The sequence below is a fragment of the Pirellulimonas nuda genome, assembly GCF_007750855.1.
Lineage (GTDB): Bacteria > Planctomycetota > Planctomycetia > Pirellulales > Lacipirellulaceae > Pirellulimonas > Pirellulimonas nuda.
This window is the reverse complement of record NZ_CP036291.1, coordinates 4,729,173-4,742,326: the sequence shown is the minus strand read 5'-3', so window position 1 is coordinate 4,742,326 and position 13,154 is coordinate 4,729,173. Positions and strand designations below refer to the sequence as shown.

Sequence of the window (13,154 nt, the reverse complement as noted above, 5' to 3'; positions counted from 1 at the left end):
GTCCTGGCTGGTGTGTTAGTGTAATTGTGACACTATCACGGGCGGGGTCAAGCCCGCCCCGCGCAGGACCGATGACGGGCATAAACCGCAACGTCCGCGGGCCGCTGATGCGAAACCCCGCCTCGTTCAGACCCCTTTGTGGCTGAGCAGCGGCCGGAGCTCGCGCACCGATCGCACCAGATCGCGTTGCGCCCGCATCACTAGGCGGATGTCCTTGTAGGAGGAGGGCGCCTCGTCGCGGAGCTTGCCGGTGGCCCGCCGGTCGAACCACAGGGCGCCCACCTGGCGGGCCAGCGCGTCGCGGCTGACGGTGCGACGCGCGTCGCTGCGGCTCATCCGCCGGCCGGCGCCGTGCGAGCAAGACGCGAGCGCCGCCGGGCGCCCCTTCCCCTGGGTGTGAAAGCTGGGGGCGCCCATCGAGCCCGGGATCAGCCCCGGCTCGCCGTCGCGGGCCGACTGCGCCCCCTTGCGGTGCACCAGCAGCGTCCTCCCGTCGTGCGTCTCCCGACGCACGTGGTTGTGGTCGCTGTGGACCAGGGAGCCCCAGTCGGCCTCTACCCCCAGCAGGTCGTCGACCAACGCCGCGACCGACCGCAGCATGGCCAAGCGGTTCTGCTGGGCGTACGCACACGCCCAGGCCGCGTCGGAGAGGTACGCCTCGCCCGCCGCGCTCGACGCGTCGAGGCCGACCAGCGCGCCGCGGGCCGGCGCCGCGGCCGCCAGGTGATGGCGCGCCACGGCCTGCCCCACCGCCCGCGAGCCGCTGTGCACCATCACCCACAGCCGTCCAGACGTCTCTGCCTGAAACTCCAAGAAGTGGTTGCCGCGCCCGAGCGTGCCGAGCTGCACCGCGCCGTCGCGGCTAGCGGCGCGCGCAAGCGCCGGGTCACTCAGCGCGCTGGGGTTCAACGAAGACGGCAACGCCGCCGCCTGCGGCCGGCGGATGATGGGCGCCGCCCGACGCAGCCCCGCCAGCAGCGCGCCGGCGGCGCGCGGGTTGTCGATGGCGCTGGCTTCGACATCGAACGCCAAGGCCGCCATGCCGCAGCCGATATCGCCGCCGACCGCTTGGGGGTAGACCACGCCGTCGGCGGCGACGACCGCGCCGACGCACACGTCGTTGGCCAGGTGCACGTCCGGCATCAGCGCGACGCGCGTCACCCCCTCGGCCGCGCGGACCCGGCGCACCGACTTGGCGACGGCCGACGGCAGCGGCTCGGTGAGCCAAGTTTCCATCGGCGCTAGCGTGGGATCAGTCATGGCGCGCCTCCTGGGGGTGCGGGCCCAGCACCACAAACGCCAGCGTCGGCGCTTTGCGGCGTGTGATCGCCGCCGCGACCGCGGCGCGCAGCCGCCCGGCTGAGGCGTGCAGCCCCCCCTCGACTTCTGCTCGACAGAAGTCGTCGGGCGCCCAATCGGCGACGACGGTCACCAACATCCGCGACGCGTCCGGCGCAGGCTGCACCGAGGCGACGCGTAGGCCGATCAGGCGATCGTCTCCCATTTCTCCCGAGAGCACCTGATCGACGGTTTCTGCGACCTGCCGACAGAGCTGCTGCGCTTTGTGGTCCGTCTTCCGGGGACCACGACCGGACTTGAAAAACTCGCGGGGGTCGACCCCGTCATCGTCGTGGAGTTGTCCACACAGTTCGAGCATCGCGTCGCGCGTACGCTTATCCAGCGTCATACGGTTTCCCCAGAAGTGGGGCCCTTGCCGAGTTTGAGAACCGCCGGCGCAACACGCGCCGGCCGGGCCGATCCGAAAAACCCCGAGGCCGCTAGCGAGCGGCCGCCGAGTGCGGAGACAGAACCCGGCACGCGGAGGCAAGGGCCGTGTCCCAGCGGGACGCGGCGGCCGAGCCTACCCGCGGCGCGGGCTCAGGGGGGCAGAGGTGGCAAGGGGCGCACGCATGGCGTCGGCTCCAGTAGACGGAGGGTGTCTGGCTTCGGGGGCAAGACACGCCCCGCCGGGGCGGGGTTCGCGCAAAAATTTTCCGCCGGGCTAGCCCCCGGAGAGCGGGGGCTTCCGCTCGAAGATCGGCGGGCACGTCTTCGCCATCTCGGCGTTGAGCCGGATGTAATGCCGCCACGGCTCGGGGACCTGGTCTTCGTGGAAGATGGCTTCGACCGGGCACTCCGCAACGCATTGGTCGCAGTCGATGCAGTCCTCGGGCTCGATGTAGAGCATGCGGTCCCCTTCGCGGAAGCAGTCGCAGGGGCACACCGTGACGCAATCGGTATACTTGCACCCGTCGCAGGGTTGAGTGACGACGTAAGCCATGGATGCCTCGTGGTTTCGGAGAAAACGTGAGCGAACAAGACGCACGCCGTCTTGGTCTCTCGGGGGGCGTCTCTAACAGGGCATTCGATTGCGAGCCGGCCGTGGACACGAATAACAGCAAGATCGAGAAAATCGACGGAGACGCCCCGGCGGGCGCCGTGAACTCGATCGCGCTGCTTGACCTCTACCGGGCCGGCGACAGCCGAGCGGCGACGGAGCTGTTCGACAGGTATGTCGCCCGCCTCGTCGGGCTGGCGCGGTCGCGATTGAGCCGCGGCATGCAGCGGCGGGTCGACCCCGAGGACGTGGTTCAGTCTGCCTACCGCAGCTTCTTCGTGCGGGCCGCCGATGGCGATTTCACGCTGCAACACTCGGGCGACCTGTGGCGGCTGCTGGCGCAGATCACGCTTAACAAACTCCGCAAGCAGGCCGAGCGTCACACCGCCGCCCGCCGCGACCTGCGTCGCGACGGGCCCGACGCCGCCACGCAGCAGTGCGTCGAGCCGCTGCCAGACGAAGCCGCGGCGCTGGTGGAGCAGGTGCGGCTGATCACCGAGCGGCTGTCGGCCGACCAACGCGTGGTGCTGGCCTCGGTGCTGCAGGGCGACTCGGTCGACACGATCGCCGGGCGGCTCAAGCGGTCGCCCAGAACGGTCCGCCGCACGCTCGCCCAGGTCAAGCGCTTGGTAGAAGGTCAACTGCTGGATGCCGACGCGGCGCGTGGAGCAGCGCCGGCAGACGTTGAGCCGCTCGATGCGCCGCTCCCCTACTCCGACTTCCGGCTCGAGCGGCTGGTGGGCGCCGGCGGCATGGGAAAGGTCTACCGGGCGACCCGGCTGAGCAGCGGCGCCACGGTCGCGGTCAAGGCGCTGCGCAAGGACCGTCAGCGGGAGCCGCGTGCGGTCCGGCAGTTCCTCAACGAAGCAGCCGTGGTGCAGCGGATGAGCCACCCCGGCGTGATCCGCGTCCGCGGGCTGGGGCGGTTCCCCTCGGGCGGCTACTTCATCGTGATGGACTACGTTGAGGGGAGCGACCTGCAGGCACGCATCGATCGGGAGAGGCTGGCGCCGGACGAAGCGCTGCGTGTGGTGGAGCGCGTCGCCGAGGCCGTGGCCCACGCGCACCAGGCGGGCGTGGTGCACTGCGACCTCAAACCAGCCAACATCCTGCTGGGCAACCACGGGGAAGTGATCGTCACCGACTTTGGATTCGCACAAATCATCGCCGACAAGCGGCCCGCCGCGGCGCTGGGTGGCACGCTCGGCTACCTGGCGCCCGAGGTGCTCAGCCAGGCCGCGACGCCGACCCCCGCCGCCGATGTCTACAGCCTGGGGGCGCTGCTGCGGCGTGTGAGCGACCGCCCCGGCCCGGCCGCCGAGCGGCTCTGCGAGCGCTGCTTGGCGGCCGACCCGAAGCAACGGCCCGCAAGCGTAGAAGCGTTCCTAACGATCCTGCGGAACTGCGCAGAGGACCGCCGGCCGGGTAGCGCGGAATACACGCCCGTGACTTGAAGCGTTGCGCAGTGATTGCGTCGCGGGCTCGGCCGTCGTAGCCTGTCCCGAAGGCCGGCAATCCGCCCCTCTTCATCACTTCACGCGCCGCGAGAGGCCTTTCCCATGCTACGAGCCCTCATGGCGGTGACCGCCGCTGCCTGCCTGTCGGCCTCCGCCGCAGACGCGGCGACCGGCGCGGGCGCGGCGCCGCTGGTTCAAGACGGAGTCAGCGAGTACGTCATCTATTGCGATCCGGCCGCGCCGCGGTCGGTGACGCAGGCCGCCGCCGAGCTGCGGGACTACCTAGAGCAGGTGAGTGGCGCCGAGCTTCCTGTGGTGCATCGTCCAGGGCCCAAGATGATCTGCGTCGGCGACAACGCCGCGTCGCGCGAGGCGGGTCTCACCACGGCGCAGATCCCCTGGGAAGGCTTCCGGATCGTCACGAAAGACGCCAATGTCTACGTGCTCGGCCGCGACACCGCCGACGGCCAACGGACGCCGGGGGGCGGCGCGTCTAACGGGACGCTCAACGGCGCGTACGCGTTCATCGAGCGGTTCCTGGGCGTGCGCTGGCTGGCGCCGGGGGACCACGGCGACTACGTGCCAAAGTCGCCCGCTGTGATCATCCCCGCTACCGACATCAGCGACGCGCCGGCGTTCCTAAACCGCCGCCTGCCCTACACGCAAGAGCGGCGGCCCGAGGTGGTGCGTTGGCAGGCCCGGCAACGCCTGGGCAAGAGTTTGTCGTTGGCGCATCACCACAATTGGCGTGCGTCGATTCCGGCCTCGCACTTCGACCAGCACCCCGATTGGTTCGCGGAGCGCTCTGGCGTGCGGGTTCCCCCCGCGGGGCGGTACAAGCTGTGCACGACCAACCCCGGGTTGATCCGCGCCTACGCGGACGCGGCGATCGCCTACTTCGACGCGCACCCCGATGAGAGCTCCTACTCGCTCTCTCCGTCGGACTCCGCGGGCTACTGCGAGTGCGAGCAATGTGCGGCGCTCTATGAGACCGATCCCAATGGCAAGCGGTCGGTCACGCCCGCCATCCTCACGTTCTACAACGCCGTGGCCAAACTGGTCGGCGAGCAGCACCCCCAGAAGACGCTTGCCGGCTTCGTGTACGCGGAGTACCTCTTCCCGCCGAAGAAGAACATCCGGCTGGAGCCCAACGTGTTTCTGGTGTGGGCGCCGAGCTTCGACTACGGTTTCACCCTGGCTCGCCCCCGCCTCCGTCGGCAATGGGAAGAAGTGCTGGCCGGGTGGACGGAGGTGACCGCCAACATCTCCTACTACGACCTGCCGGTGAACATCGAGACCGAAGCGGGCGTCTTGAACCCGCCGGGGCTGGAGATCCTCAAGTTCATGTACCCACGATTGCAGGGGGCCGACATCAAGGGGGTGTACGTCTACGGGATCGCTGCGTGGGGGCGTGCTGGTCCGCTGAACTACTTGCTGGCAAAGCTGGCCTGGGACCCACAGGCGAACGTAGAAGAACTCTTCGACGAGTACTGCGCCAAAGCGTACGGGGCCGGCGGCGACGACATCAACCGGCTTTACCGCCTGGTCGATCGCGAAGTGGCCCGCCACTACCGGGAGTTCCCCGATACGAGGTACAGCCTAACCACCGACATGATGCGCGACGTCTACGCAAAGAACCTAACAGAGATCGAGCGATTGTATCGCGCCGCCGAGTCGAAGACGCACAACCCCGACGCCCGAGCGCGGTTACGCATGATCGGCGACAACCTCATCGTGATGCATTGGAACCTGCGGCAGCGCGGGGTGCTGGACGCGCCCCGGGCCTCTAGCTTCTACCTTTCCGACCCCGACTTCTTTGCGTTCTTGGCCGCCAACAAGGGGTCGCTGGCGTTGCACCCGACGGCCATGCTGAACCCCCCCGCGTATGTCAGGAAAAGACTATCCGTGGCGGTACCGGAGAAGCCCGTGGATGCCGAAGCGGGCGCCGACTTCCGGTTGCGCGGGCAGCAGCACCTGGTCTTGCGCCCCAGCGGGGCGGGGCCGGTTGAGGTCGGGTTCGGCCACATCCAGTCGCGGGGAGAGCTGGTCACCTACAACGTCTATGGGCCGGACGGCTCCGAGGTAGCCAGCGGCGTGATGAGCGCCGATGCGCCCGTCGTGCTGGAGCCCGCGGACATGGCGTACTACCACCTGACTATCTCGGCGCGATCCGCGTCGTTCGCGGTGCACGTGTCGGGCGCGGCGTGGGGGGTCGACGGCAACCTTTCCGACGAAGGGCTCCACTTGTTGGGCCGATCGTCGCCGGTGTACTTCTATGTTCCCGAGGCGGCGCCCCCCTTGCACCTGTCGCTGGGCGCCGCGGCGCCGGGTGAGACGGCGGTCGCGACGCTCTTCGCTCCCAGCAACCGGCGGGTCGCCGAGTTCGATTGCTCCGCCACGCCGGTCGATCGGAAGCAGATCGAGACCGCGCCCGAAGAAGCGGGGTGGTGGAAGCTCGACATCCGACCCGCCCCCACCGGCGGCATCGACGACGTGCGCGTGAGCCTCGAAGGCCACGACAGCGGCTACTTCTCGCTTGTTCCCGATCAAGCACTGCAGGTTCAGTAGCGGCGGCGGACCGACGGCTGCTAGGTCCCGCGCGTTGTCCACCTTCCCGGCGCTAACGCCGCCGCACGCGTCGCGAGACGTCGACCTCGCCGGTGGCGATCCCGGTCTGTTCGTGCGCGTAGTAGTACACGGTGATCGCTACGGTGTCTTGCAGGAAGTCGATCTTCCCCAGCTCGATCCGGCTGATGACCAGCCCGGTGCGTTGCTGCAGGTCGTCGATGAGCTGCTGGTGGTTCTCGGGACGCACCAGGTCGATCTTCTCGTAGAGCACCTCTTCACGGCTCTCCTGCTTGAGCAGCGGGAGCGACTCCAGCAGGCCCGTCATCGCCAGGATGGCGCCGTTGGTGAAGGCCAGCTCTGCGTAGCTCATCTTGCTGTTGGAGAGCGCGTTGATCACCGCGATGCCGATCACGACGAACAGGTACGACATCTCGCGGATCGGGATCGCGTCTGTCCGGTACCGCAGGATGCCGAAGATGGCAAACAGCCCGAGCGCCATGCCCAGGCCAAGGTCGAACTTCTTCAGCGTGAAGCAGAGGAAGAAGACCAGGATGCTCACCGTGTAGTAAGTGAACAGGTAGTCCTTGCTGCGCGAACTGCGGAAGTAGCAGAACTGGACGATCGCCGTGAGCACGACCAGGTTGGCCCCGAACCGGGCCAGCAGCTTGTAGAAGTCGTCGTCGAACAGGGGGACGCCGAGGAACTCGGTCATAGCGCGGCTTAGGAGGTGTGCGGGGAGTTCGCTATCGAGCGAGAGAGCGGCGGCTTTGCGGCCCCGGGTTCAGCGAAGAACCGCGTGGGGGCGACGGTCACAAAGGTAGCAGGGGGGTCCGATCCGAAGAACACAAGCCAGTATACACTCTCACGCCGCGGCTATCGGACCAGCTTCTGCAGCGCCAGCAGCTTCGGCTTGAAGCGGTTGTGCTTGAGCGCGGGGTCGAGCAGCAGGCTGCCGACGCAGTACTTGCTGATCCGCAGCGGCCGCAGCCCCATGCGGCGGAGCCCCTGGCGGAAGCTCGACCCGCGGTCGCTGCGGGCCTGCTTGACCTCGGCGATCACCACGCCCGGCAGCGCGGCGCGTCGGTCGCCCTGGGCGAACGTCAGCTCGGTGTCCAGCGTCACGCGCTCGCCCAACGCCAACCCTACCAGGGTGATGCGGCTGAAGTAGGTCCAGAGCTGCGGCGCCAGGTTGGGGCGTACCCCGGCGGCCGCCTCGATGAACTCCAGCGACTCGGGCGCCGAGGCTTGTTCGAGGCCCGGGATGGCGATGCGCCGCTTGTCGGTCCGCCCCTTGTTGTTCTTCAGCTTGACTTCCAGGAAGCACGCGCCGGAGGGGCCGTAGCTGCGGACGCGGAACTTGTGCCGGTTGAGCTTGCCGTTGTGGTGCTGCAAGAAGCAGTCGCGCGCGGGGCTGTCGTAGTACAGCGTGGCGTAGGGGGTCCAGCGGGCGCCCCCCACTTCCAGCACCCGGTAGTCGTGGCGGACCGCGTCGAGCAGCCCTCCCAGGGCGCCCTCGGAGAAGGCGTACTTGGTGTCGACGCGGTTCATCAGGCTCACGCCGTCCATCTCGTCGAGGCTGATGGGGGGCATGGCCGCGACGATCCCCCGCGGGTCGGCCCCCCGCGGATCGGCGTCCCGCGGATCGGCGTCCGAGGGGGCAGAAACGACGCCGGTCGAATCGTGGTTGAGGATGCAGTCGAGCAGCGGTCGGTCCTTTGGGTTCGGCGAGCGGGTCGCGCCGGCTATTGCAGGTCTGGGTGGTCGAACGTTTCTCCGCCGTCGCGCGAGCAGTACGCGCGGAGCAGGGCGGCCGACATCTCTTCCGTCATGAACGTCACCGAGCCGTCGCACGCCAGGGTGTTGGCGCCCCCGGGGTGGTCGGAGTAGGGGCGTTCGTCTTCCCAGGCGACGGGGGGCGGGTTCTCGTTGATTCTCCCCTTGATGTGGCTGATGTTCCCGCCGGAGGCCCACGCGCCGTTGGCGGTCTTGAAGTTCCCCTTCTTGCTGACGATCGCCCCGCGGCCGGTGCACTCGATCACGCACAGCGTGTTGGAGAGGCCGTCGGTGATCTTGGCCACGGTCACCGCCGGCGGGATCAGAATGGTGTCTTCCTTCTCCAGCCCCTTGGTGCCGATCAGCACGCCGCGCTGGGCGCCGTAGTCGGCGCCGGTGGCGGGGTTCGTCTTGTCCTTGTCGGGGCCTGAGATGCCCATGTAGTCGATGCAGGCCATCCCCTCGCCCGGCTGGCCCCCTAGGTTAGACACGACCCCCGTCGGCGAACGGTGCTCGTCTAACTGGCTGGCGCTGGGGCAGAGGTAGATGGGGATCACCTGCCCCGCGGCGGCCAGGTTGGCGGGGTCGGTCATCGGCAGCTTGAAGTCGAGCTGGTCCTTGATCCCCTGCTCCTCGATGTGGCTGAGGATCATGCTCGACCAGGCGTAGTCGTACGTCAGCGGGTTGTCGCGCGGCAGCGACCAGCGTTTGCCGGGGGGGAACCGGCGGTTGGCGCCCTCGTAGTTGAGCAGCGCGAGCCCCACCTGGCGGAGGTGGTTCTGGCACTGGGAGCGGCGGCTGCTCTCGCGCACCATCTGCACCGCCGGCAGCATCAACGCCACCAGGATGCCGATGATCGCGATGACCACTAGCAGCTCAACGAGCGTAAACCCACCAGCGCGCCCCGTTCGACCGGCGCCCACAGCCAACGGCGGTGTGCAGTGCATAGTTCCTCGCAGTGGGTGCTGCTTACCTGTTCCGACCGGACAAAAAAGCGAAAAGTGGGCCCGCCCCAACGCGTTTGCAGGGAAACCGCGACGGTGGAAGCCCCACGGCGGGCTCTGTTTTGGCGAGGGCCCCCATGTTAGACGCCGCATTCTACTCTGCGGGACGGAAGAAGTTAACACTTTCTTCACAATTCGGAAAGCCGCAGCTTTGGGTCCATCCGGGTTTTTTGTGGGTAGAAAGCCTCAGCTCGGGCTCGAAGAAAGGGGCCGCCCCTCCCTCCTTCCCCGTCGCATCGGCCCTGGGGAGCGGGGCGAGGCCGATGCGACGGTGAAGGAGGAAGGGGCTCGCGGGACTTTGCGCACAGGGTTTTTCGCATCAGAGCGGTTGCTAGCCCCTTCGTCGTCGCTCTCGCATCGGCCGTCACCCCTACTGCGGCCGATGCGAGAGCGGCGACGGAGGGGCGCCCCCTTTGTTGGAGCAGGAGCGGAGGTCGGAATCCTTCTACCCACAAGAAACCCGGATGGACCCAGTTTTTGCCCGGCCTCCGCGGGCCCAATCCTCGGCTGGCGGCCGGCTCGGATTAGTGCGGCAGCCGCGGCTTGAGGGCCGCGTAGGCCAGCATCCCCAGCAGGGCGCCCGCGAGCGTGAACAGGGCCATCCACTCGCCGGCGCCGATCTGGGCGTAGATCGGCCCGGGGCAGGCGCCGGTGATGGCCCACCCGGCGCCGAACAGCATGCCCCCCACGACCACGCCGGCGTGGTAGGGCTTGGGCTCGTACTTAATCGGCTTGCCGTCGACGGAGCGGACCCCCAGCCGCTTGATGAGCAGCATCGACGCCATCGCCACGGCGATCGCTACGCCGATGATCAGGTACATGTACGCCTCCTGCAGCAGGAACATGGCGTGGACACGCTCCCACGAGGCGACCTCCGACTTCACGAAGAGCGCCCCCAGGTACGCCCCCACCAGCAGCACGCTGAGGTACGCAAACGGCGACATCCGCGGCTTGTCCGCGTTCGGCTTGGCTTCTTGGGTCATGACTGGCTCCGGTGTCGGTGGATCTAGCGTTCTAGAAAATCAGGTTTCCCAGCCCCCACGTCACGGCGAGCCCGCCGGCGAAGAAGCAAACGGTCGCCAGCAGGCTGGGCCAGTTGAGGTTGGCGATGCCGGTGATGGAGTGACCCGACGTGCACCCGCCGGCGTAGCGCGTGCCGAAGCCGATCAAGGCGCCGCCGATCAGCAGCTTGAGGGCGCCCGCGGGGCTGCTGAACGACTCGGGGAGCAGACGCAGCGGCTCCGCGCTCAGCAGGTGGGTCGCTAGGGCCGCGCCCAACACGATGCCGACCACAAACACCAGCGTCCACAGGTGGCCCCGGCGGTCGTGCTTGCTGAGGTACGCAAACCGGCTGTGCGGCGCGCACATGGCGCCGATCTGCTGGAGGCTGGTCGAGATGCCGAAGGCCTTGCCCGCCAAGATGTAGAGCAGCGGCACGGTTAATCCGATCAGTACCCCCGACACCCACCAGGGCCAGGGCTGCAGGATCCATGTCATCGGGGTTTCCTCTTCTTGCAAGGAGTGAACGCTGCGCGGGGCGTGTCTCTACAAGTGGAACGCCGTACGAACCATGACGAACAGCCCGACGGCGACAATCACCAGGGCGAAGACCTTCTGCAGCGCCGGCCCGGACAGGTAGCGGCTCGCCCCGATACCGGCAAACATCCCCAGCACCCCGCCGACGACGAAGTACGACGTGAGCTCGATGGGGATTTCGCGGCCCGCCATCAAGTGCGACGCCACCCCCGACACGCTGATCAGCGTGATCACCATCAGCGACGTGGCGACGGCGCGGTGGATCGCCATGCCGCTAAAAACAACCAGGGCCGGCACAATAACAAACCCGCCCCCCACGCCAAACAAGCCCGATAAGACCCCCGTCAGCACGCCGACGGCGCCCAACAGCATAGCGCAGGGGGAGTTGAGCCGCAGGTTGCCCGCGGCGTCGCGGCCGCAGGCCGTTCTGGCGGCGCCTGCGGGTGTGACGTTCGCTGGCGCCAGCCGCGTGGGCGCGGACTGCCGCCACATGCGGACGGCCACCGCCAGCATCAACAATGCGAACAGCGTCAGCAGCAGCGGCTCGGGGATCTGAGACGACAGCCACGAGCCGACCGGGGCGCCGAGCATGCCGGCCCCCGCGAACAGCAGCCCGGTACCCACCTCCACCTGACCCGCGCGCCACCTCCCCAAGAAGCCGACCGCAGAAGTAATGCCCACCGCCGCCAGCGAGACGCCGACGGCCTGACGCGGGTCGACCGACAGGCCGTACACCAGCAGCGGCACGGCCAGGATCGCCCCGCCGCCGCCGGTGAGCCCCAACGAGAAGCCGACGATCCCGCCGAACAGGAGCGCAAGTAGCGGAATCATGGTGTGTACCTCGCGTCAGGGCCTCCCTGTCGTCGGCGCCGGGCGCCGTGGTCCGACTCACTCGCACCGCTACCGCACCGTTGGCAGCCCGTCGTCGACCCAGGCCCGGTAGCCCCCCTGCATGTTGACCACCTCGAATCCGGCGCGTTGGAGGATGCTGGCCGCGATGGCCGACCGCCCCCCCGCCAGGCACTGGGCGACCACCGGCTTGTCGCGAGTGACGGCGTCGATGTTCCGCATGAGTTTCCCGAGGAAGTGGTGCTCGGCCTCGGCGATGTGCCCGGCCTGGTACTCGGTCGCCGCGCGGACATCGACGAGCGTCACTTCGCCCCCCTCGATCTTGTCGCGCAGCTGCGCCGGCGTCGCGGACGGGTACGATTCGGTCCTCAGCCCGGCATTCCCAACAGCGCCGGCGTCGAAGTACCCCCCCACGTTGTCGATGCCGATCGAGCGCAGGCTCCGCAGCCGATCGCCCAGCGTCGACTCATCGGCGATCAGGTAGACCGGCTTGTCGTAGTCGACAAAGAAGCCGGCCCACTGCACCAGGTTCGAGGCGGGCACGTTGATCGTGCCCGGCGCGTGCGCTTGGGCGAAGTCGCCCGAGGGGCGGGTGTCCAGGACGATCTCGCGGGCCGCGACCGCCGCGAGCCGGTCGGTTGGGATCGCCTCGACGGGGGGGAGCTTCTCGGTGAGCTGCGGCCCCTGCTTGTTCACCCGCTTCATCACCGCGAAGTAGAAGGGGGTCTCGGGCTGGTCGGCGAGGATGTAGTCGACAAACGCTTGCTCGTCGCGGTACTGCAACGCTGGGTTGAACAGCTTCTCGTAGCCCACCGTGGACGACGGGATGGCGCCCAGCCCCTTGCCGCAGGCGCTCCCCGCGCCGTGGGCGGGCCACACCTGCAAGTGGTCTGGCAGCGTGCGGAAGCGGAGCGTCGACTCGTAGAGCTGCCGCGCGCCGACCTCGGCGCTGCCGACCACCCCGGCCGCGGTCTCTAGCAGGTCGGGCCTGCCGACCGAACCGACGAAGACAAAGTCGCCGGTAAAGACCCCCATCGGCGCGTTGGCGCCCCCCCCTTCGTCGGTCAGCACCAGGGAGATGCTCTCCGGGGTGTGCCCCGGCGTGTGCAGCACTTCGAGCTTCACCTTGCCGACGTAGAACGCGTCGCCGTCCTTGAGCAGCGTGATGTCACACCCGCTGGCCGGCGCGTACTTCCAGTCGCTCGGCCCCGTGTCGGAGAGGTACAGCTTGGCGCCGACCCGGTCGGCCAGCTCGCGCGAGCCCGACACAAAGTCGGCGTGGATGTGGGTCTCGGTTGCCGCCACGATCCGCAGCCCCTCGGCCTTGGCCGCCTCGAGGTAGGGGGAGACGTCGCGGCCGGGGTCGACCACGATCGCCTCGCCGCTCTTCTGGCAGCCGACCATGTACGAGGCGTGGGCGAGCGGCTTGTCGTAGAAGTACTTGAGCAACATGGCAGGTCACCTCGATCTTGTTGTGTGTCGGATCAAAACCGGCAGAACACGCCGGGGGCCGCGGCCGCCCCAACACGCGAGCGCCGCGGCGGGCCTGGGAACGATCGGGGATCACTCCCAGGGTCAGCCAGCTCCCCCATTGAGGGCCACTGCGCTCGCCTTCGGTAATCAAATATA

The 13,154-nt window shown here is 68.3% G+C and carries 12 protein-coding genes; 2 read left to right on the top strand and 10 right to left on the bottom strand.

Annotated features, from left to right (window positions below; all coding sequences use genetic code 11):
* Positions 1-126: 126 nt before the first annotated feature.
* The 3 genes from Pla175_RS18475 to Pla175_RS18465 form a co-directional block, all read right to left on the bottom strand.
* Entirely contained in the window at positions 127-1,260 is a 1,134-nt protein-coding gene (locus Pla175_RS18475; protein WP_145288635.1) for an RtcB family protein, read from the bottom strand.
* Positions 1,253-1,687, bottom strand: a complete 435-nt coding sequence (locus tag Pla175_RS18470; protein ID WP_145288632.1) for a ribosome-binding factor A — start codon at positions 1,685-1,687, stop codon at positions 1,253-1,255. The genes Pla175_RS18475 and Pla175_RS18470 overlap by 8 nt, the downstream gene beginning before the upstream one ends.
* 315 nt (positions 1,688-2,002) lie before the next feature.
* Positions 2,003-2,281 (bottom strand): ferredoxin family protein, encoded by a 279-nt coding sequence (locus Pla175_RS18465; RefSeq protein WP_145288629.1) that lies wholly within the window; start codon positions 2,279-2,281, stop codon positions 2,003-2,005.
* Positions 2,282-2,382: 101 nt separating this feature from the next.
* Between Pla175_RS18465 and Pla175_RS18460 the strand changes: the two genes are divergently transcribed.
* Both Pla175_RS18460 and Pla175_RS18455 read left to right on the top strand, forming a co-directional pair.
* Positions 2,383-3,792, top strand: a complete 1,410-nt coding sequence (locus Pla175_RS18460; RefSeq protein ID WP_197526971.1) for a protein kinase domain-containing protein — start codon at positions 2,383-2,385, stop codon at positions 3,790-3,792.
* 105 nt (positions 3,793-3,897) lie between these two features.
* Positions 3,898-6,363, top strand: coding sequence for a DUF4838 domain-containing protein (locus Pla175_RS18455; protein ID WP_145288621.1), 2,466 nt, complete (start codon positions 3,898-3,900; stop codon positions 6,361-6,363).
* 52 nt (positions 6,364-6,415) lie between these two features.
* Here Pla175_RS18455 and Pla175_RS18450 read toward each other — a convergent pair whose 3' ends face one another.
* The 7 genes from Pla175_RS18450 to Pla175_RS18420 all read right to left on the bottom strand — a co-directional run bounded on the left by Pla175_RS18450 (position 6,416) and on the right by Pla175_RS18420 (position 12,977).
* Positions 6,416-7,075 carry a DUF4956 domain-containing protein gene (locus tag Pla175_RS18450; RefSeq protein WP_145288617.1) on the bottom strand — a complete coding sequence of 220 codons (660 nt, stop codon included), beginning with the start codon at positions 7,073-7,075 and terminating at the stop codon, positions 6,416-6,418.
* A gap of 161 nt (positions 7,076-7,236) precedes the next feature.
* The gene (locus Pla175_RS18445) at positions 7,237-7,953 is read right to left on the bottom strand and encodes a polyphosphate polymerase domain-containing protein (protein WP_145288614.1); all 717 of its coding nucleotides are present in this window, start codon (positions 7,951-7,953) and stop codon (positions 7,237-7,239) included.
* A gap of 152 nt (positions 7,954-8,105) precedes the next feature.
* Entirely contained in the window at positions 8,106-9,083 is a 978-nt protein-coding gene (locus tag Pla175_RS18440; RefSeq protein ID WP_197526970.1) for a DUF1559 domain-containing protein, read from the bottom strand.
* 581 nt (positions 9,084-9,664) lie between these two features.
* Positions 9,665-10,123 (bottom strand): DUF6691 family protein, encoded by a 459-nt coding sequence (locus Pla175_RS18435; RefSeq protein WP_145288607.1) that lies wholly within the window; start codon positions 10,121-10,123, stop codon positions 9,665-9,667.
* 31 nt (positions 10,124-10,154) lie between these two features.
* Positions 10,155-10,637, bottom strand: a complete 483-nt coding sequence (locus Pla175_RS18430; protein ID WP_145288604.1) for a YeeE/YedE family protein — start codon at positions 10,635-10,637, stop codon at positions 10,155-10,157.
* A gap of 48 nt (positions 10,638-10,685) precedes the next feature.
* Positions 10,686-11,507: a sulfite exporter TauE/SafE family protein gene (locus Pla175_RS18425; RefSeq protein WP_315851493.1), complete on the bottom strand. Its 822-nt coding sequence runs from the start codon at positions 11,505-11,507 to the stop codon at positions 10,686-10,688.
* A gap of 69 nt (positions 11,508-11,576) precedes the next feature.
* On the bottom strand, positions 11,577-12,977 hold the full coding sequence (locus Pla175_RS18420; RefSeq protein WP_145288601.1) for an MBL fold metallo-hydrolase: 1,401 nt from the start codon (positions 12,975-12,977) through the stop codon (positions 11,577-11,579).
* Positions 12,978-13,154: the final 177 nt, after the last annotated feature.

Coding starts and splice junctions, on each gene's coding strand:
- Pla175_RS18420 (WP_145288601.1), bottom strand. CDS start 12,977: ATGTTGCTCAAGTACTTCTACGACAAGCCGCTCGCCCACGCCTCGTAC.
- Pla175_RS18475 (WP_145288635.1), bottom strand. CDS start 1,260: ATGACTGATCCCACGCTAGCGCCGATGGAAACTTGGCTCACCGAGCCG.
- Pla175_RS18465 (WP_145288629.1), bottom strand. CDS start 2,281: ATGGCTTACGTCGTCACTCAACCCTGCGACGGGTGCAAGTATACCGAT.
- Pla175_RS18440 (WP_197526970.1), bottom strand. CDS start 9,083: ATGCACTGCACACCGCCGTTGGCTGTGGGCGCCGGTCGAACGGGGCGC.
- Pla175_RS18435 (WP_145288607.1), bottom strand. CDS start 10,123: ATGACCCAAGAAGCCAAGCCGAACGCGGACAAGCCGCGGATGTCGCCG.
- Pla175_RS18430 (WP_145288604.1), bottom strand. CDS start 10,637: ATGACATGGATCCTGCAGCCCTGGCCCTGGTGGGTGTCGGGGGTACTG.
- Pla175_RS18455 (WP_145288621.1), top strand. CDS start 3,898: ATGCTACGAGCCCTCATGGCGGTGACCGCCGCTGCCTGCCTGTCGGCC.
- Pla175_RS18470 (WP_145288632.1), bottom strand. CDS start 1,687: ATGACGCTGGATAAGCGTACGCGCGACGCGATGCTCGAACTGTGTGGA.
- Pla175_RS18425 (WP_315851493.1), bottom strand. CDS start 11,507: ATGATTCCGCTACTTGCGCTCCTGTTCGGCGGGATCGTCGGCTTCTCG.
- Pla175_RS18445 (WP_145288614.1), bottom strand. CDS start 7,953: ATGCCCCCCATCAGCCTCGACGAGATGGACGGCGTGAGCCTGATGAAC.
- Pla175_RS18450 (WP_145288617.1), bottom strand. CDS start 7,075: ATGACCGAGTTCCTCGGCGTCCCCCTGTTCGACGACGACTTCTACAAG.